15 protein-coding genes are annotated in these 19,785 nt (G+C 66.6%); 5 read left to right on the forward strand and 10 right to left on the reverse strand.

Going from position 1 to position 19,785, the window contains the following annotated elements; genetic code table 11:
- Nucleotides 1-135: 135 nt before the first annotated feature.
- On the reverse strand, nt 136-2,799 hold the full coding sequence (locus XI05_RS12050) for a bifunctional diguanylate cyclase/phosphodiesterase (protein ID WP_271501791.1): 2,664 nt from the start codon (nt 2,797-2,799) through the stop codon (nt 136-138).
- A 124-nt stretch (nt 2,800-2,923) separates the two neighbouring features.
- Nucleotides 2,924-3,616: a hypothetical protein gene (locus XI05_RS12055; RefSeq protein WP_271501814.1), complete on the reverse strand. Its 693-nt coding sequence runs from the start codon at nt 3,614-3,616 to the stop codon at nt 2,924-2,926.
- Nucleotides 3,617-3,796: 180 nt separating this feature from the next.
- On the opposite strand from XI05_RS12055, the gene XI05_RS12060 reads away from it, so the two are divergent.
- The 4 genes from XI05_RS12060 (at nt 3,797) to XI05_RS12075 (ending at nt 7,026) form a co-directional block, all read left to right on the forward strand.
- Entirely contained in the window at nt 3,797-4,876 is a 1,080-nt protein-coding gene (locus XI05_RS12060; RefSeq protein WP_271501792.1) for a LysM peptidoglycan-binding domain-containing protein, read from the forward strand.
- 147 nt (nt 4,877-5,023) lie between these two features.
- Entirely contained in the window at nt 5,024-6,313 is a 1,290-nt protein-coding gene (locus tag XI05_RS12065; protein ID WP_271501816.1) for a Spy/CpxP family protein refolding chaperone, read from the forward strand.
- A gap of 78 nt (nt 6,314-6,391) precedes the next feature.
- Nucleotides 6,392-6,625, forward strand: coding sequence for an AbrB/MazE/SpoVT family DNA-binding domain-containing protein (locus tag XI05_RS12070; RefSeq protein ID WP_271501794.1), 234 nt, complete (start codon nt 6,392-6,394; stop codon nt 6,623-6,625).
- Nucleotides 6,622-7,026 (forward strand): PIN domain-containing protein, encoded by a 405-nt coding sequence (locus XI05_RS12075; RefSeq protein WP_271501796.1) that lies wholly within the window; start codon nt 6,622-6,624, stop codon nt 7,024-7,026. Before XI05_RS12070 ends, XI05_RS12075 begins: the two co-directional genes overlap by 4 nt.
- A gap of 48 nt (nt 7,027-7,074) precedes the next feature.
- Here XI05_RS12075 and XI05_RS12080 read toward each other — a convergent pair whose 3' ends face one another.
- The 3 genes from XI05_RS12080 to XI05_RS12090 form a co-directional block, all read right to left on the reverse strand.
- Nucleotides 7,075-7,941 (reverse strand): hypothetical protein, encoded by an 867-nt coding sequence (locus XI05_RS12080; RefSeq protein WP_271501798.1) that lies wholly within the window; start codon nt 7,939-7,941, stop codon nt 7,075-7,077.
- A 217-nt stretch (nt 7,942-8,158) separates the two neighbouring features.
- Nucleotides 8,159-10,606, reverse strand: a complete 2,448-nt coding sequence (locus tag XI05_RS12085; RefSeq protein ID WP_271501800.1) for an adenylate/guanylate cyclase domain-containing protein — start codon at nt 10,604-10,606, stop codon at nt 8,159-8,161.
- A gap of 189 nt (nt 10,607-10,795) precedes the next feature.
- Nucleotides 10,796-12,874 (reverse strand): AsmA family protein, encoded by a 2,079-nt coding sequence (locus tag XI05_RS12090; RefSeq protein ID WP_271501802.1) that lies wholly within the window; start codon nt 12,872-12,874, stop codon nt 10,796-10,798.
- A 235-nt stretch (nt 12,875-13,109) separates the two neighbouring features.
- On the opposite strand from XI05_RS12090, the gene XI05_RS12095 reads away from it, so the two are divergent.
- Nucleotides 13,110-13,784, forward strand: coding sequence for a Crp/Fnr family transcriptional regulator (locus XI05_RS12095; protein WP_271501803.1), 675 nt, complete (start codon nt 13,110-13,112; stop codon nt 13,782-13,784).
- 11 nt (nt 13,785-13,795) lie between these two features.
- Here XI05_RS12095 and XI05_RS12100 read toward each other — a convergent pair whose 3' ends face one another.
- The 5 genes from XI05_RS12100 to XI05_RS12120 form a co-directional block, all read right to left on the reverse strand.
- Complete coding sequence (locus tag XI05_RS12100) at nt 13,796-14,014, reverse strand: DUF433 domain-containing protein (RefSeq protein WP_271501805.1); 219 nt, start codon at nt 14,012-14,014, stop codon at nt 13,796-13,798.
- Nucleotides 14,015-14,095: 81 nt separating this feature from the next.
- A complete protein-coding gene (locus XI05_RS12105) occupies nt 14,096-17,242 on the reverse strand; it encodes an efflux RND transporter permease subunit (RefSeq protein ID WP_271501808.1) in 3,147 nt (1,048 codons plus the stop codon).
- On the reverse strand, nt 17,242-18,171 hold the full coding sequence (locus XI05_RS12110) for an efflux RND transporter periplasmic adaptor subunit (RefSeq protein WP_271501810.1): 930 nt from the start codon (nt 18,169-18,171) through the stop codon (nt 17,242-17,244). Before XI05_RS12110 ends, XI05_RS12105 begins: the two co-directional genes overlap by 1 nt.
- 157 nt (nt 18,172-18,328) lie before the next feature.
- Nucleotides 18,329-19,000: an OmpA family protein gene (locus tag XI05_RS12115; RefSeq protein ID WP_172789297.1), complete on the reverse strand. Its 672-nt coding sequence runs from the start codon at nt 18,998-19,000 to the stop codon at nt 18,329-18,331.
- A 145-nt stretch (nt 19,001-19,145) separates the two neighbouring features.
- The coding region (locus XI05_RS12120; protein WP_271501812.1) for a tetratricopeptide repeat protein at nt 19,146-19,785 on the reverse strand (640 nt) is incomplete at its 5' end.

Raw genomic sequence — 19,785 nt, forward strand, 5'->3', positions numbered from 1 at the left:
AGGGCCCGTCGGCCGGAGTTCCCGACCGTCTCAGCGAGGCGATAACCGCAAGGCGCAAGGTTTGATCCTAAATTTTCAAGGCAGGCGGTGAGGGGATGAGCGGCTGCGGACGTCTCCGATGAGGGAGCCGCCGCCCTAGGCCGCGACCGCCTGCGCCGCGAGCAGTTGCTTCAGCTTCGCGGCCGGCACCGCCGGGCTGAACAGCCAGCCCTGCATCTGGCTGCAGCCGAGCTGGCGCAGCACCTCGGCTTGCGCTTCGGTCTCGACGCCTTCGGCCGTCGTCGCCATGTGGCGCGCGGCGGCCATGTGCACCACGGCCTGCACGATCGGCGAGGAATCCTCGGGTTCGCCGATGTCGCTGATGAAGCTGCGATCGATCTTGATCTTGTCGAACGGGAAGCGGTGCAGATAGCTCAGCGACGAATAGCCGGTGCCGAAATCGTCGAGCGCGATGCGCACGCCGAGCTCGCGCAATTGCTGCAGGATCGCCAGCGCCTCCGCGTCGTCGCGGATCAGCACCGTCTCGGTGATCTCGAGCTCGAGCCGCCCCGGCGCGAGCCCGGACTCCGCGAGCGCGGCGGCGACCTTGAGCGCCAGCGTGCGCGAGCGGAACTGGAGCGGCGAGACGTTGACCGCGATGTGAATCCGGCCGGGCCACGAGGCGGCCTCAACGCAGGCCTGCTTCAGCACCCATTCGCCGATCTCGCCGATCAGGCCGGTGTCTTCTGCGACCGGAATGAACTCCGCCGGCGAAACCATGCCGCGCTCGGGATGGCGCCAGCGCAGCAACGCCTCGCAGCCGGTGACGACATTGGCGGTGAGGTCGACCAGCGGCTGGTAGTGCACCTCGAACTCGCCGCGCGCGAGCGCCTGGCGCAGGTCGAGCTCGAGCTGGCGGCGCTGCCGCGCCTTGGCGTCGTATTCGGGTGCGAACAGGCGGAAGGTGCGGCGGCCTTCCGACTTCGCCGCGTACATCGCCAGATCGGCGCGCTTGAGCAGATCGTCGAGATTGTCGCCATGGTCGGGCGCGATGGCGATGCCGATGCTGGCATCGGTCGGAATCTCGTGCCCCTTGCAGTCAACCGGCGCGCGCAACGCCTTGAGAATGGTTTCCGCCAGTGCCGTCAGCTCGGCCGGATCGGAGGTCGCGGCCTTGACGATGGCGAATTCGTCGCCGCCGAGCCGCGCGACCATGTCGTTGCCGCTGACGCAGGCGCGCAGGCGGCTCGCCACCTGGCGCAGCAATTCGTCGCCGACCTCGTGCCCGTGCGAATCGTTGACGCCCTTGAACTCGTCGACGTCGATATAGAGGATCGCGAACGGCTTGCCTTGCGCGAGCTCGGCGACGCGGCGTTCCAGATGTCCGCGCAGCAGCACGCGGTTGGGCAGATCGGTGAGCGCGTCGTAATGCGCCAGATGGGCGATGCGCTCGTCGGCGCGGATCCGCTCGGTGACGTCGTCATGGGTGGCGAGCCAGCCGCCGGCAGCGGCCGGCTGGTTCTTGATCTCGATCAGCCGGCCGTCGGCGGTTTCGACGACGGCGCTCTGGGTGCGGCCGATATTGCTCAGGATGTCGTCGCAATAGGCTTCGACGTCGCCCTCGAACGAGCCGGTGTCCCGGCGGTGCCGGATCACGTCGCGGAAGTGGACGCCGGGCTTCACCAATGCGGCCGAGAGCCCATACGTCTCGATGTAGCGGCGGTTGCAGACGATCAGCCGCTCGTCCTGGTCGAACATCAACAGGCCCTGCGTCATCGTGTTCATCGCGGTGTCGAGCCGCTGCTTCTCGAGCGAGAGCCGGTGCGTCACCAGGCGGAAGATCAGAAACAGCGTGAGCACCAAGAGGCCGATCGACACCACGGCAATGGTGACGAAGAATTTCGTCTGCGTGCGCCAGGTCGCCAGCGTCGCATCCAGCGATTTGGTCGCGACCACGACCAGCGGCTCGCCGGCGAGCAGGCGCGAGGCGACGATGCGGTCCTTGCCATCGATCGGGCTTGCGAGCTGGGTGGTGACGAAGGTGCGCGCGAACACCGCCATCTGCTCCGGCGTGCCGTTGCGGAAGCTCTGCCCGATCAGCGCCTCGACATGCGGAATGCGGGCGAGCAGCTGTCCGTTCTGGTGGTGCATCGCGATCGAGGAATCCTCGCCGAGCCCGGTCGAGGCGAAGAAGGATTCGAGCTGCTCGGGCGCGATCGCGCGGGTGACCAGCCCGAGGAACTCGCCGTGCGGTCCGGAGACGCGCCGTGCGAACACGATCGCCGGTCCGCTGCCGAACCGGCCGGGCACGACCTCCACGTGCTCCTGCGCGGCCGGATCGTCCTTGAGACGGTTGAAGTAGCCGCGGTCGGCGACCGAGATGTCGGCGACCGGCCATTGCCGCGACGAGTTGATCAGCACGCCCCTGGAATCGAACAGATTGGCGCCGGCGACGTCGGACCAGCCGCTGGCTTTCGCGCGCAGCACCTCATGCACGGCGAGCGTGCCCATCTCGCTGCGGAAGATTTCGGCGGACTCGATGCCGTGGCTCTCGAGCTCGGCGATGATGCTCTTCTGCAGCACCGCGAAGTCCTCGAACTGGCGGTCGAAATGCCGGGCGAGCATGCGGACGGCGTTTTCCAGGCTGTCGCGGCCGCTCTCGATGGCGTTTTGCCGGAAGCGGTCGACGGTGAGCGCGGTGCCGATCGCGGTCGCAAGCATCAGCACGAAGCCGCCGGCGATCAGCCACGTCAGCGGCGCCCCGCGCCAACGGCGGAGCAACGCGCGCGTTCGCGCGGTCCATCGGATCGATGCGCCCATCCCAGTCCTCCCGTGGGATGCAAGATGCTGCAAAACCGACAAGACCCCGTTACCACAAAGGGTTAGGAAAACAACAGAGGGTTGGTTCCATCGCACGGGAGATTGCGGCGAGACCGCGGGACCCTCAGCGCTTGATTTCCCACCTCAGGGCTTCCGCATTGCCTTTGGCGAACATCGCCGGGACGTCGAACTTGCCGGTCTTGAGGTCATACCGGCATTTCCAATCCGCCAATCCCTTCACCGCGACGTTCTTCGGATGCTTGTCCATTTCGCCCGACAGCGAGATCAGGAGATAGCGGTTGTTGGGCCAGTCGACGCCGAGCCAGCGATACCCATCTTCGGTGCCCTTCATCAGATTGGCCGAGATGTGGTAGTCGAGCTTCATCTTGCGAGTGTCGGGCCGGCTGTGGAAATAGGCCCAGGCGAGATCGCTGAGCGATGTCTTCGTCGCGTTGACGAAGGCGCCGTTCTCGACATGGTAGAGAAAGAGATCCTGCTCGCCCGAGCCGGTCTTCTGCATGCGCACCAGCCATTGCGAGTCGGCCGTGAAACGGAAGCCGGCCGGATAGCTCTGCTCGGGCTTCAGCTCGCGCATCTCCTCGCCGCGCCGCGCCCAGACCTGCCACTTGATGTCGAAATCCTCGCCCTCCTTCATGTACTGCTCGAGCCTCGTGGCGCCGTCGGGCGAGGCGAAGGCGAGATCGGCATCGTCGGAGAGCGTGAAGCCGGGCGGCGGGCCGGAGGCGGCCAAAGCGGGTGAAGCGGCCAGCGTCAGCACCAGCGCCAGCGGTCGCGCGGCACGGGAAAATACGGTCACGGCAAAAATTCCCTTGAAGAATGCCGCGAGGCGGCCTTGATACTTGGACACCCGCATGGTCGCGCCGGTTCATCCCGCGCGCCTGGACGGAGGCATAATCCCATCGGCAGTCTTGCTGCCGCAGCCAAATCGGCGCACCTTGCCGACCTCGGCTGATTTGCCACCCAAGGTCCTTTTCAAATGATCACCGCATCCAAGGCCTTCATCGCCTTCTGTCTGCTCGCGCTGGTCGGCACCGCGCTGGTGATCGGCCCGACCGAGCTGCGCCGCCTGTTGCCGGACGGGACCAAGGTCACCGTCGCTGCCAAGCCGGAGGCCAAGGCCGAGCCCAAGATCGAGGCCAAGGTCGAGCCCAAGCTTGAAGCCAAGGTGGAGTCCAAGCCGGACACGTCCAAGCCTGAGTCCAAGCCCGAGCTCAAGCCTGGGCTCGAGCCGGAACAGCCGAAGCTCGCCGGCAGCGCGCCGCCTGCTCCCGAGCCGAAGGCGGGCCCGCTGGCCGAGACCCAGAAGCAGGTGGCTGCGCTCGGCGATCTCGTCCCGGTCAAGCCGCCGGCGCCGGCTGCGGACGCCGGTCCCCGTTTCGACGTCGCCCGCGTCGACGAGCACGGCGAGGCGGCGGTGATTGCCGGCCGCGCCACGCCGGGTGCGAGGGTCGAGCTGCTGCGCGACGGCAAGCCGCTCGATAGCGTGGTTGCGGACGCCTCCGGCCAGTTCGTGATGACCCCGCCGCAACTGCCCGCCGGCTCTTATGACCTGACGCTCCGGGCCAAGGCACCGGACGGCACGGTCACCGAATCCGGCCGGACCATGCCGGTCACCATCGCCGCGGCGGCGCCGCCGCCCGTGCGCACGCCGCCGGTCGCGAAGCAGGAGACCAAGCAGGCCGAGAAGCCCGACGACAAATCGGATGTCGTCGCCGCCCTGCCGTCGGCCTCGCCGCGCCTGGCCTCGGTGCCCGACAAGCAAGCGGCCCGGCCGAAACTGATCGGCGCGCCGAAGCCCAAAGCTTTCGCGCATGCGCCGGCGGGCACCGCGGTGGCATCCGCCTCGCCCGCGGAGGCGCTCACCGCCGCACCGGCCGAGCCCGCCGGCGGCAGCCGGATCATCGCCCGCGGCGACAGCTTGTGGGCGCTCAGCCGGCTCGCCTACGGCGACGGCGCCCGCTACGGGGTAATCTTCAAGGCCAATCGCGACAAGATTCACAACCCCAACTTGATCTATCCCGGCCAGACCTTCGTGATGCCGCAAAAGGCGGAGTGACGCCGCACCGGCACGGCCGGCGCGCGTTGCGACGCATTGTCCTGTGTCTGTCTGGAACATTCGGTTCCCTCGCGCGTCATTGAGATGCGACGCATTGCGCACGCGGGAGGGAGGGACGTGATCAAGCCCGTGGTTAAGTCAGCGATCATGCCGGGACGCATGGGACTGGCGCTCGCCGGTGCGACCCTGCTGATTGCGGCCGTGCTGCTGCCTGGTAGGGCTGAGGCGCAGTTCGGCTTGCGCGGCGGTCCGCTCGGCGTTGCGCGTTTCGCCGTCGGCCACGTGATCGGCTTGTCGCGCCTGCGCCATTCCCGCATGGCGGTGCGCGGTGGCCGCTATCGCTCCGCTGCGCTGAGGTCGCAAGACCCGCGCGGGGCCGAGCGCGGCCAGCTATCGAACCCTTACGTGCTGCGTGCGGCGCTCACGGCGCAGGCTGCGCTGGCGGGATGGCAAGGCGGCCGCCGCCCGCAGGGCTGGTGGCGTCATCCCGACGGCAGCTACGGCTGGGTCGGCCCGGTGTTCTGGCCGTTCGCGCATGACGATCTCACCAATGCAATCATCTTCGGCGACACCACGAGCCTCTCGCTCTACGGCTACGGCGACATCTATGCCGCGCTGTTCACGCCCTATGCCGCCACCGAGCTTGCCGCCTACACCGTGCCGCAAGGTCGTCGCGCGCGACGAATTCCGGCCGCGGAAACGATGTGCGAGGCCAGCGACACCGGCGGCCTGCCGGTCGAGCGCATCGCGAGCGCCGTAGCACCGAACGAGCTGCAGCGTACCGCGCTCGACGAGCTCTCATCCGCCTGGAATGCCGCGCGCGACACCATCCGCACCGCTTGCCCGGCGCAGGTCCCTGCCAATGCGGCGGAGCGCCTCGGCCTGATGCGCGAGCGCATCGAGGCCATGATCAAGGCCGTCGACGCCATGGAGGCGCCGCTGTCGAAATTCGTCGGCCTGCTCAATGACGACCAGAAAGCCCGGCTCAACGCCCTCGCGCATGAACGTCGCGCCATGCTGGCATCGTATCAATCCAAAAACGCCGACAAGACCGCGAGCAAGGACGCGCAGGCGGCCAAGGCCTGCCAGGCGGATTACGATCCTGTTTCTGACGAAAACGCGCAGCGTCAATACGAGCAGCTCGTCCAGCAGCAATGGCCCGCCGAGATGGCCGCCACGCTGCACCTCGACGATGTCGCCCGCGCCCGCTTCGAGGTGCTACAGGACACCACGCTCCGCACCATGCAGACGCTTAGCGCCTGCCCGAGCGAGCCGGCCGCAACCCCGCAGGCCCGCCTCGCCGCCGTGAAGACGCGGCTGCAGACCATGCTGCAGGCCGTCGGCGCCATCAGCGATGCGTTCGACGATTTCCAGGCGGACTTGAGCGATGAGCAAAAGGCCGGGTTCGAGGCGCTCGGGCCGAAGCGGGGGGTGTGAGCGCTCACCGGGGAGCTTGAAGCGGAATAATATCCACGCTATGATATACATTAGTAGATGTATATCTTGGAGGATGCCGTGCAGGTCTCCAAATGGGGCAACAGCCTCGCGGTGCGCTTGCCCAAAGCCCTGGTGGATGAACTTGGCCTCAAGGAAGGCGATGAAATTGACGTCGTCGCTGCCCGCAAGGGCACAATCGAGGTCGAGACCAAGGAAGAGCGGCGTCGCCGTGCGATCGAAAACCTCGCTTCCCTCAATTGGGCGCTTCCTCCCGATTACAAGTTCGACCGCGATGAGGCGAACGAGCGGTGAAGGCGTTTTTCGATTCCAACGTCCTCGTCTACACCGTGACATCCGACCCACGAAAGCAGCAGGCGGCCGCGTGCCTGAGCCGCGGCGGCTGCGCCAGCGTTCAGGTGTTGAACGAGTTCGTCCACGTCGCCCGTCGAAAGCTCCGTCACGACTGGCCGCAGATCGAATTCGCGCTTCAGCAGTTCCGTGTTTCTCTCGATGACATCGTGCCGATCACGCTGAACACCCACGTCAGCGCCCTCGCGCTCGCCCGAAGCGACGGCTTCACCTTCTTCGACGCGCTGATCATCGCTGCGGCGATCGAAGCCGGCTGCGACGTGCTGTACACCGAGGACATGCAGCACGGCCGCAGCATCGGCGGTCTCACCATCGTCAATCCGTTTGTCGGCATGACGCCGTGAATATTCGTATCATCGCCTAGCCCGGATTCCTGCGCGATCTCTGTTCTTTCACCCGCACGCCCAGTCGAACTTCATATCCTTGAAGTCGAGCTGCGCGTTGCCGCCGCCGAAATTGTAGCCGCCGAAATATTCCTCGAACTCGATGTAGAACGGGCTCATCTCCGGCACGGCCTGGCAGGGCCGCATGGTGCCGCCAAGATGGTTGTGGGCGTGATCCTTGGCCCAATCGTGCAGGCGGAAATTGTCGCGGCCCGGTCTGCCGCCGACATAGTAGTAATATGGCTGATAGCCGGTCGGCGGATGTTCGCGCACATACTCGTCCTGCGGACCCTTGCCGGCGTTGGGATCATCAGCGCGCGGCGTCAGAGCGATCGCGCGCGTCTCGCCGAGATCGGCGCGCGACGGGGCCGCAAACATCTTTTTCGCGTAGCTAGGCGCGGCCTCGAAGAAGGCACTGGCGCCGCCGACGTCGAGCCAGCGCGGCCGCTCCACTGTTGCCAGCGCAAGCGGTGCCGGCGGTGTCGCGAACGCGCCGTCATATTCGGCCCGCGTCAAGAGCAGCGCGGCATATTCGTAGTCGAGAATGTCGGTCATGCGCGACAGGCGCGGATGCGATGGCCGCGCCAGCACCGCCTCGCGAATCTCGGGATCGTCGGGCGCGCCGCCGTCATTGTGATCGGGCGCCGTCGCGAAGAACGACACCGCGACGATGTCCGCGCCGTGCACCCGATAATCCTCGGGCAGCTTAAGCGTGAAGCCGTGCATCAAGGGATGGCCGGTGACGGGATCGAGCGGCCATTGCTCCGATGCAATGCCCGGCGGCAGCCCAAACACCCAGCCCTGATCGCGCGCGCGATCCGCGGGCCGGTCCAGCATCTGCAAATCATAGGCACGCGAAGGCAGCGCAAGCGTCACCGGTCGTCTCCCGCGAAATCCGCCTCGCCGTTGAGGCGATGGTTGGTCGCAGGGAGGAGGGATGTGGTTCGTGAGAGGCGTCTCGGATGCTGCCAATCTGCCGGTGTTTTGCCCGAGGGGTCAAATCGCGTGGGTACGCGCGGGGGGCTGCCGTAAGTCATTGATCCCGCTACCCCCGCCTACTGTGCATGGGGTTGTTTTCGCACTTTTTGTTTGGCTACCCCCGCCGCCGCACCGCCGTGGCATCCACCACGTTCTCCACCGCCCCGCGCCAGCTCAGGATCTCCATCGCCAGCACGGGGTGATTGAAGCCCTTGAGCTGGAGATCGTCCAGGGCGCGGGCTTCGACCCAGGGCTCGACCATGCCATAGACGCGGCGGCTGACCACGATCTGGTTCGGCTTGGCCTCGCTGCAGAGGCGGGAGGCGAGGTTGGTGACGCTGCCGATCGCGGCATATTCCAGCCGCTGCTCGAAGCCGACCTGGCCGAGCGTGGCATAGCCGAGCGCGACGCCGATGCCGAAGCCGAGGCTATGCCCGCGGTTGCGCCAGCGCTCGGTCAACGGGCCGATGGTGTCGCGCATCTCCACCGCCATCTTCACCGCGCGCTTGGTGTGGTCCTCGAACTGGATCGGCGCGTTGAACAGGATCATCACGCCGTCGCCGGCATATTTGTCGAGCGTGCCCTCGTACTTGAAGATCAGCTGGCCGAGCGCGGCGTGATATTCGCGCAGCACGTTCATCGCCTCTTCCGGCTCGGTCGCTTCCGTGAACGCGGTGAAGCCGCGCAGATCGCAGAACACCACGGTGACCTCGCGGCGCTGGCTGGTCAGCAACCCCTCGGGGCTGTCGGAGGAGGCGATCAGCTGCGCCACCTGCGGCGCCAGGAAACGCTCGAGCTTGCGGATGCGCTCGATCTCGCCGAGCTGGGTCCTGACGCGCTCCTCCAGCGACTTGTTCCAGTCCTTGAGCTGCTCGGTCTGCTCGCGGAGCTTGTCGGCCTGGGCGCGCACCGTCGTGTTCGCCGCTTCGAGCGCGTGGCTCTTGTGGTCGACTTCGGTGAACAGGCGCGCATTGCGCATCGCCAGCACCGCCTGGTTGGCGAAGGTACGCATCAGGCCGATGATGCTGGGCGCGAACGCGCCCGCGGCACGGCGCAGCACCACGAGCGAGCCCAGCGTGCCCTGCTGGTCGATCAGCGGCACCACCAGCACCGAGCTGAAGCCGGCAGCGAGCGCGACCTCGCGCAGCGGCTGCTCGGCGGCATCGCCGAGCTCGGCCAGCGCGATCGGCGCGCCGCTGTCGGCGGCATCGCTCAGGATGTTGCCGCCTTGCGCGATGGTGACATGCGCGCCCTCGGCGGATGTGTCGATGCCGTTGGCCTCGACCAGGTTGAAGCGGCGCGCCTCGGCGTCGAAGCCGTAGATCAGCACCGCATCGGCATGGGTGATCTCGATCGCGCGGGCGGCGATGGTCGCGAGCACCGCGTTGAGATCGAGCGAGGAGGCCACCGCGCGGCCGACCTCCTCGAGCACCTTGAGCTCGTGGATCGACTGCGCGAGATCGCGGGTGCGCTCCTCGACCTTGGTCTCCAGGTTCGAATAGGTCTCCTGGATCTGGTCGGCCATGCGATTGAACTGCCCGGCGAGGTCTTCCAGCTCGTCGGAGGTGTGCACGTCGATGCGGTGGCTGAAATCGCCGGCGCCGAGCAGTTGCGCGCCGTCGCGCAGCGCCGTGATCGGGATGATCATGCGGCGGGCGAGCAGCGTGCCGGCGAGGATCGCGACCATCAGGCCCATGCCGATCAGCAGCGCGATGCGCACCAGCTGGTCGCGGATCGGCATCAGGGCCTGCGTGGTCGGCTGCTCGAACAGCACGCTCCAGCCGAGCTTCGGCACGATGCTCGCGGCGCTCATCACCGCATGGCCGTTGAAGTCGGTGCCCGACGTCTCGGCTTCGTGGCCGGGCGCAATCGCGGCCGCCACCTGCGGCAGCTTGGAGAGGTCCGCGCCGATCTCGGGCCCCTTCGATGACGTCGCCAGCACCCGGCCGCGCGGATCGACGACATAGGCAAAGGCGGCCTTGCCGACCTGGGCGTCGGACAGGAAGTCGGAGAGGAAGCTGAGGTCGATCTCGGCCACGGTGACCCCGGCATTGAAGCCGGAATGCGCCACCGAGATCGACATCAACGGCGTCCGGTCGGCGAACCAGGCCGGCGCGTAGGTGACGCCGCGGGCGACGGCCTCGGTGAAGCGCATGTCGCGGGAGAGGTCGGCATTGCCGCCGGTCGTGGTCGACTGCCGGGAGACGCGCAGCACCTCGCGGCCGTCGCCGTTGAGCTGGAACAGCTGGTTTACGACCGAGACCTGGTGCAGCAGCGAGGCGTAGTCGGCGCGGCGCTTCTCCAGCGTGTCCTGGCTCGCCCGCGTCACCCAGCTGATCTGGCGGTCGAGCTCGGAAATCGCCTGCTCGATGCGTCGGGCGGCGCCTTGCGCCTTGTCTTCCAGCCCGTCGGTCAGCTGGGTCCGTGTGGCGCGGTAGGAGATCCAGGTCTCCATCGCGCCGTTGACGGCAAGGACGAACACGACGAGGCCGACGAGGGAGACGACATATTTCGCGAACAGGCCCTCGCGCAGAGATCGTGTCTTGTCGTTCGCTCCTGCCATCCCGATCCTCTCGCGCCGCCACAGACGCCGCGCGCTATGGGCCGTACAGGCCCTTCCAAGCCGTTCTACCATAATTCGGACCGAAGGGCCGTCATGCGGCCGGCGGACCGGCCGGTGTGGTTACCTCTGTCACCTGGGCAGGTGGACCGGCAGCGATGGTCGCGGCCCGATCCGTTCGAAGGAGGGAGCTTATCGATTGAAGAGCTGCCGCAGCACGTCGTTCATTGGCTGACTGTCCTGCTGCGCCACCGGCGGGTCCTCCAGGGCGGGGGCGGCAGGGGAGGCCTGCGGCGCCGGCGTGGAGGGCGTTGCCGGCAGGCTGCGGCTGCGGCTGGTGCCAGTGCCGCTTCCCGCGCCGCTGGAGAGTCCCTGCTGAATCAGGTTGCCGATCGCCTCCCCGAGCGGGCCGCCGAGCAGATTGTTCTGCCCCGGTTGCTGAGCTTGCGGATTGGCATTGCCGGTTGCATTGCCGCCGCCGGGTGCGGCGGTGCCACCTAGCCCAAGGCTATTACCAAGGCTGCCGAGGATGTTGCCGAGCCCGGCGCCATCGGGGCCGAACAGGCCCTTGCCCATCTCGCGCAGCTTGGCATAGGCGGCGTCCGGATTGTCCAGCATGCCGGCCATGTCAGGGTAGATCCGCGGCTGCGACCAGGAGCCCTGGATCATCACGGGAATGCCGAAGCCGACCGGCTCGTTGGCGCGGCCCTGGCCTTCGGTCGTCATCACGAGCTTCGGCTCGACGCGAAAGCCCATCATCTTGGTGTCGAGGGCGATCGTGCCGGCGCCGGTGACGCGCACCAGCGGCCCGATCAGGTTGAGGTCGGTCGTCACCGCCTGGCCCTTGTCGATGCGGAAGGAGGCCGAGAGCTGCGACAGATCCGTGCTCTGCTCCTGGTTGCTGTTCTGGCTGCTGTTCTGGTTGTCTTGCCAGCCGGAGAGCGTGCCCGTCGTCAGCGAGCGGATCATCTGCGCGACATTGATGCCGCGGATGGCGCCGTCCTGGAAATTGACGAAGGCCGTGCCCTGCATGTTCGCCATCAGCGCGCGCTGGCTGTTGCCGGCGCTGCGCAAGGCGAGCTTGGCCTGCAGCTTGCCGTCGATGCGGTCGAACTCGGCAAGGCCCTGGAGCAGCGGCAGCGCGCGCACGCCGACGAGGTCGGAATGCATGGCAAAGCTCGGCGCGCCGGTGGTCGCGTCCAGGATCACCTCGCCCGAGACCTGGCCGCCATAGGCGCCGAGATTGGCCGTGCCGGCCTTGAGCACGCCGCCCGCGAGCTTGGCGTCGAGCGCCAGCGGCGCAATGCGTGCGTCGCCGATCACGGCCTCGCTCGCGGAGATCCGCACCTGCGCATCGACGTAGTTGAGCCCGGACACGTCGATCGGCGCATTGCTCCAGGGCTGCCCGGACACGCCTTCCGGCGATTTCGCCAGTGGCATGGTCAGCCGCTGGAAGTCGAGGTCGACCTTGACCAGCGGCTTGCTTGCGATGTCGACCGAAGCCCAGCCGTTGAAGGCGCCGTCGCCGAGCCTGCCGTTCACGCCGTTGATCATCACGACATTGCCGTTGAGCCGCATCTCGGCGTGACCGGTGAGCTGGGATTTCAGCACGCTGGGCATGTCGACGGCGAAATCCACCGGAACGGTCGGCCGTTCGGCCGGCGAGGCCGGTGTGGCCGCCTTGATGTCGAACTTGGTCGGATGCTCGCCGACGCGCGCAGTGCCGGTGATATTGACCTTGCGGTCGCGGTCCATGACGGCGTCGGCGTTGATGGCGCTGATGCGGCTCTCGACACGGTCGCGCAGGCGCGAGAATGCGACTTCGCCGTCGGTGATCCTGATGCGTTCGATGGTGGCGCCGCTGGTGTCGAGCGCGAGCGGCTTCGAAGGCGCGGTTGCATTCGGCAGGCGTTCGCGCAGCAGCGGCTGGTAGAGCACGGGATGGGTGACGACGAGCTCGCTGATCTCTGGCTTGCCCGACCATATGCTGGCGAGCGACATGTCGGCCTGCACGCGGTCGATCGTAAGGCGCGTGATGCCGCTGCGGTCCTTGGGGTCGGCCAGCGTGAGGTCGTTCAGCGTGACGTTCAGCGTCGGCCACAGGCTGATCTTGGTGGTGCCGTCGATCGACAGGCGATAGCCGGTCGCACTCTCGAGGCGCGAGGCGATCGTCGAGGTCAGGAAACCCGAGGGGACCCCGACCACGAGCAGAAGTGCGATCACGACCATGACGGCGGCCAAAGCCCCGCCGACGAATTTCAATGCTCTCATGTCGACTTTCCAGTGACGGACAATCCGCGTCGAACCGGCAGATCACCCGTCCTTTCCGCCCGGAGTTTATCCCCGGACGGGAAGCGGCTCCAAGCGCGTAAAAATAGTCGGAGGGTGCTGCAAAGTTATGTGACTTATGACACACTTCTCCGGCGCGGTTTTACGCGATCCTGAAGTTGATGGTTTCAAGCGATTTGCCAAGAACGATGACCAGGACGTTCACAAGGACATTGAAATGAGCAAGCAGGCCGAATTTGCGGTCATCCTGAAGATGAACCCGATGTTCGCCGATCTCGGCGCGGACGAGCTCCAGCGGCTGTCCAATCTCTGCCACACCCAGCACTTGGCCAACGGCGAGGTGCTGTTCCAGAAGGGCGATCCCGGGAACGCGCTGTTCGGCGTGCGCCGCGGCCAGGTCCGCATCGAGACCGGCGCCTCCGACGGCAGCCGGCTGACGCTGAATTTCATGGGGCCGGGCGACCTGTTTGGCGAGGTCGCGGTGCTGGACGGCCAGAACCGCACGGCCGATGCGACCGCGGGCGAGGTCAGTGAATTGTTCGTGCTGCGGCGCGAAGACTTCCTCGGCTTCCTCGAGCGCGAGCCCAAGGTCGCCATCAAGATCATCGCGCTGCTGTGCCAGCGCATTCGCTGGCAGAGCGAGCGCATGGAAGAATCCATGCTGCAGCCGCTGCCGGTGCGTCTGGCGCGGCGGCTGTGCGCGCTCGCGGCCGATTTCGGCTCCGAGGTCCACATCTCGCAGGAGCAGCTCGGCGTCTTCGTCGGCGCCGCCCGCGAAAGCGTCAACCGCCAGCTCCAGGCCTGGCGCAAGGACGCGATCCTCGATCTCCAGCGCGGCCGGATCCTGCTGCGGAACATGACCAAGCTGACCGCGATCGCGCGGAATGAGTAAGGTTGAGCAATTCACTTTTGGTCGGCGGGTGAGGACAGATCGACGGCTATGTCCTCGGCGAGGAACGCCGCGTATCGCAACGCCTCATCGATATCTTCGCGCTTGAGATACGGATAATCATTGAGGATCGATTCGTGCGTCTCGCCTGCCGCCAGCAGGCCGAGCAATCGAGCGACAGGAAACCGCAGCCTGCGAATGCAAGCTTTCCCGGTGCAGACGGCAGGGTCCATTGTTATACGCTCAAAGGCCATGCCATAGGCTAGCGCGAGCAAACGATTTGCCCCACCGCGGGCTTCCAAGCCGCTTGGACCCTACTCCGCCGCGGGCCGCGCGACGTTCGTGGGCGCCGGTCTGGCTTCCGCGGGCGCAGCCCCATGATGATCCGTCTCCGCGTCCTCGCTGTGCACGATCAGCCGCTTGGCGAAGCGCCAGATCAGGGCGCCGAAATCGTCCATCACCATGAACATCGCGGGCACGAACACCAGCGACAGAATGGTCGAGAAGATCAGGCCGCCGATCACCGCGAGCGCCATCGGCGAGCGGAACTCGCCGCCGGCGCCGACGGCGAGCGCGCTCGGCATCATGCCCGCGGCCATCGCGATCGTGGTCATCACGATCGGGCGAGCGCGCTTCATGCCGGCGTCGATCATGGCCTCTTCGCGCGGCTTGCCGGCGTGAATCGATTCGATCGCGAATTCCACCAGCATGATCGCGTTCTTGGTGACGATGCCCATCAGCATCAGGATGCCGATCCACACCGGCGTGGTGAGCTGCTTGCCGGTGACGAGCAGGGCCGCGATCGCGCCGCCGATCGAGAGCGGCAGCGAGAACAGGATGGTGATCGGCTGCAGGAAGGTGCCGAACAGCAGCACCAGCACCGCGTACACCATCATCAGCCCCGCCGTGATGGCGGTCGCAAAACCCTCCGACAATTCGTTCAGGCTTTCGGCATCGCCCGAGGGCGAGACCTTCACGCCCTTCGGCAGGGTCTTCATGACAGGCAGGTCGTAGATCTTCTTGGTGGCATCGCCGAGCGCGGCGGAGCCGACGAGGTCGGCGGCAACGGTCGCCTGCCGTTCGCGATCGTAGCGGCCGATGCTGGTCGGACCCTGGTCGAGCTTGACGTCGGCGATGACCGAGAGCGGTACGCCGCCCTTCTCGCCGCGCTCGCCGAGCGGCACGCGGAGCTGCTCCAGCGTCTTCAGATTGCCGCGGGCGGCATCCTCGAGCTGCACGCGGATCGGCACCAGGCGGTCGCCGACGTCGAACTTGGCGAGCGCCGGTCCGACGTCGCCGATGGTGGCGACACGGATGGTCTGCGACAGGCTTTCGGTGGAGACGCCGAGCCGTGCGGCGAGATCGGCGCGCGGCTCGATGCGCAGCTCGGGGCGCTCCAGCGAGGTCTCGGAGATGACGTTGGCGATGGTGGGAATGCGCTTCATCTGCGTCGCAAGCTCGCTCGCGACGTTGTTGACGATGTTGGGATCGACGCCGGTCACCACCAGCGAGATCGCACGCAGGCCGTTCTCGTCCAGGAACCAGAAGCGGATATCGGGAACGTTCTCCAGCTCCTGGCTGATCGAGAATTCGAGCTCGCGCTGGGTGATGTCGCGGCTGTCCTTGGGCGTGTAATTGATGATCAGGGCGGCGCGCCGGACTTCCTGGGTGCCCGGCGGAACGCGCCCGCCATCGACGAAGATGCTCTTGACCTCGGGCCGCTTGCGCAGGCGCGCGACGATGTCCTCGGTGACCTTTTCGGTGTAGGCGAGCTGGGTGCCCGGCGGTAGCTCGAGCGCAAGCAGGGATCGCGCGCTGTCCTGGGCCGGCAGGAAGCCCTGCGGCAGCAGCGTGATGCTCCAGATCGAGGCCGCGAAGATGCCGAGGCCGATCAGCACCGTGATGAAATAGTGCCGCACCGACCAGGCGACGATGCCATGATAGGACCGCAGGATGCGGCCGGGCGGCGGCTCCTCATGCGTACTGTGCTTGAGGAAATAGGCGGCCAGCACCGGCGTGACGAAGCGCGCGGCAAGCAGCGAGAAGAACACCTGCACCGAGACGGTGATGCCGAACTGCTTGAAGAACTGTCCGGCAATGCCCGACATGAAGCTCGCCGGCGCGAAGATGGCGATGATGGTCAGCGAGATCGCGATGACGGCGAGGCCGATCTCGTCGGCGGCCTCGAGCGCGGCCCGGTAGGGCGACTTGCCCATGTTCATGTGCCGGACGATGTTCTCGATCTCGACGATGGCGTCGTCGACGAGAATGCCCGTCGAGAGCGTGATGGCGAGGAAGCTGACGAGGTTCAGCGAGAAGCCAAGCAGGTCCATCGCCCAGAACGCCGGGAAGATCGACAGCGGCAGCGAGATCGCGGCGATGATGGTCGCGCGCAGGTCGCGCAGGAACAGCAGCACGATGATGACGGCGAGGATCGCGCCTTCGAACAGGGTCGAGATCGCCGCGTGGTAATTGCCCTTGGTGTATTCCACCGAGGTGTCGATCAGCTTCAGGTCGACGTCGGGATAGGCGGCCTTCAGCGCGTCGATGCGCTTCTGCACGGCCTCGGCGACCTTCACGTCGCTGGCGCCCTTGGAGCGCTTGATGCCGAGCGCGACCACCGGCTCGCCGTTGAAGCGGGCGAAGGTGCGGCGGTCGGCGATGGTGTCGGTGACGGTGCCGAGATCGTCGAGCCGGACCTCGCCGCCGCCGAACAGCGGGATCATGGTGCCGGCGAGATCGCCAAGCGTCTTGGCGCCGGCCAGCGTGCGGATCGCCTGGTCGTTCTTGCCGATCTCGGCGCGGCCGCCGGCGACGTCGACATTGGTGCCGCGCAGGCTCTGGCTGACATTGACCGCGGTCAGGCCCATCGCCTGCAGGCGATCGGGATCCAGCGAGACCAGGATCTCGCGCTCAACACCGCCGATGCGCTCGACCTGGGCGACGCCGCGCACGCCTTGCAGCGCGCGCTTGACCACGTCGTCGACGAAATAGGAGAGCTGCTCCGGCGTCTTGCCGGGCGAGATCGCGGCATAGGTCACGATCGGCAGGCCGATGACGTCGACGCGCTGGATCAGAGGCTCGGTGACGTTCTGCGGCAGGTTGGAGCGCACGCGCGTCACCGCGTCCTTGACGTCGTTGAGCGCGCGGTCGGTGTTGGTCTCGAGCGCGAACTGGATCGTGGTGACCGACAGCCCGTCGGTGATCGAGGAGGTGATGTGCCTGACGCCCTCGACGCCGGAGACGGCGTCTTCAACCGTCTTGGTGACCTGGGATTCGAGCTCGGCCGGCGCTGCGCCGAACTGCGACACCGCCACCGAGATCACGGGAATGTCGGCCGAGGGCAGCCTTGTGATCGCGAGCTTGGTGAAGGACACCCAGCCCAGCACCAGCAGGATGATCGAGAAGACGACCGACGGCAGCGGATGACGGATCGACCATGCCGAGATATTGAGAGCCATCAGCGTACCCGCGTGCGATCGAGTTCATCGGCGAACATGGTCTTGATCTGGTCGCCGTCATGGAGCGAAGAGCCGGCGTCGGCCACGACGATTTCGCCGACCTCGAGCCCTTCCAGGATTTCCGTCGCGCTGTCGGACGACAATCCGACCCGCACCTTGCGTGTCTCGACGACGTTGCCTTTGACGACCTGCACCGTGAGGTGATCGATGGCGGTCTTGGGGATCGAGACGCCGCAGCTTCGCTTGGCGTCGATCGAGGCGCGCGCGAACACGCCGACCTTGAGCGAGGGGTTGTTGGTGACGCTGATGCGGACCCGCCCGAGCTGCGTGGTGCGGTCGATCTCGGGGGCAACCAGCCGGACCCGCCCGATCAGATCGGGCGCGTCGTCGCGGCTGATGCGCACGGTGGCGCCGGAGGTGAGCTTGGACATGTGTACCGCCGGGACCTGGGCATCGAGCTCGATCTCGTTGTTGACGGCGATGCGGAACATCGGACCGGCCTGCGGCGAGGTCGGCGCGCCGACGATGGTGCGGACCTCGGTGACGAGGCCGGGCGCGGGCGCCTTCAGCGAGATCGGGCCTTGCGGGCCGGGCCGCTGCGGCTGGCCCGGAATCTGCGGCGGCGCAGTCAGGCGCGCCAGCTCCTGGTTGTCGGCGACGATCGTGCCCTCGGTGACCAGGAGGTCGGTGACCCTGGAGCCTTCCTGGTCGGCCACGACCACCGCCTCGCGGCGCGGCACGAAGAAGCCGGTCACCCGCACCAGATCGGAGAAGCAGGCATTGGTCGACTTCGTCACGATGACGAGCGCCTCGCTTTGCGTCTCCTTCGGCTCGGGACGCTTGCGATGCTCGAACAGATAATAGCCGACGCCGAGCACGACGACGAACGCCACGGTTCCGGCCGGCTTGAGATATTCAGTCAAATTCATCGCCGGATCATCCTGACCTGGCTCACGGCCATCCGCGCGAGGTCCAAACGGAGCGTTTCCCTGAAATGAAGCGGCGTCCCGCAAGGCTGCGGGACGCGCTTTGGAAGCGAGACCTTACACCACATCACGACTTGTCACTGCAAAGGATACGTCGCGCTCACTTCGATGCGGTGGTCTTGTTTTCCATGTTGACGACCTGCACGCGGCGGTTGACCTCCGCCAGCGGCTGGTTCGCGTCCTTGAGCTTGCTCTTGCCGTAGCCGACCGTGACGAGATCGGTCGCGGAGATGCTGTACTTCTCGACCAGATAGCGCTTGATCGCGTCCGCGCGACGCTCCGAGAGGTCCTGGTTGTAGGCTTCGCCGCCGGCGGCGTCGGTGTGGCCGGCGACCACGAAGGTCGAGCCCTTCAGGTCGGTGCTGGTCAACGCGCGGCCGAGCGCCTGCACTGAGGGCATCGACTTGGCGCTGATATTGGCGGAGTTGTAGTCGAACGTGATCTCGAGATCGATGTTCGGCTTGTCCTTGGCGACGGAGGCGATTTCCTCGCGCTCGGTCGACGACAGCGAGCGCGTCGAGCGGCCGCGCACGGATTGCAGCAGCTTGGTCTCCGCGGCGTTCGGCGCGGATTCGGTCTGCGGACCGATCGAGAGGCCGCGGGTCAGGGGCTTCTTCGGCGCCGGTGCCAGCGCGCGGACGATCTCGTCCTCGGTGACGTTCTTGCTGTTGCCGTCATCGCCCGCATAGGCGGCCGAGGTCGGCAGCGACAGCGTGACGCCGACGGTGATGATGGACAGAATCGCGGTAAGCCCTTTTGCAGCCGATCTCATAGCCAGTCCCTCCTGCGCAGCCAGCTCGCGTGATCTCAAATTCAAGCAACCCACCCCCGAAAAGGCCCGTTGCGGCATCCGCCCATTGGTCTTCCCAGGGCTGTTCAAGGTTCGAGTCTCGGGGCGGGCGCAACTCAAAAAAATACTAACGCACTCCGTAGCTTGCGAATTCCTGAACGATGTTCGGGTCCATCGCCTTGGCATTGGCGATGTCCAGCGCCCCTTCCTGCGCCGAGCCGTTGCGTTGCTTGGCAAGGCCCCGTCCGTAGAGCGAGGAGGTCAGGCGCGGGTTGATCTTCAGGGCCGCGTCGAAATCGGCGATCGCATTCTTCACCGCGCCCGACTTGAGATTGACGAGGCCGCGGCTGTCCAGTGCATCGACGAAGTTCGGCCGCAGCCGCAGCGCCTCGTTGCAATCCTTCAGCGCGCCCTGGAGATCGCCGACCACGGTGCGGGTCCAGCAGCGGTTGTTCAGCGCCTCGACGTCCTTCGAATTGATCCGGAGGGTGTCGTCGAAATCCTTGATGGCGAGCGAGTAGGCGCCCTTGCTGGCATAGACCTGGCCGCGCCGGTACAGCGCGTTCACGTCGTCAGGATTGGCGGCAATCTTGGCGGTCAGGCTCTTGATCGTGGGATCGTCGGCCAGGGCGGCGGCACTGGGTCCGCCGTCCGTGCTCGGCGCGGGTGCGGGATCAGCCGGCTTCACCGGCGGTGGCGGCGGGGGCAGGGCGGCCTCGATCTGCGGCCTCGGCGTGGGAGCAGGCGCGGGCGCCGGTGCAGGCGCC

Source organism: Bradyrhizobium sp. CCBAU 11357, from assembly GCF_028128865.1.
Lineage (GTDB): Bacteria > Pseudomonadota > Alphaproteobacteria > Rhizobiales > Xanthobacteraceae > Bradyrhizobium.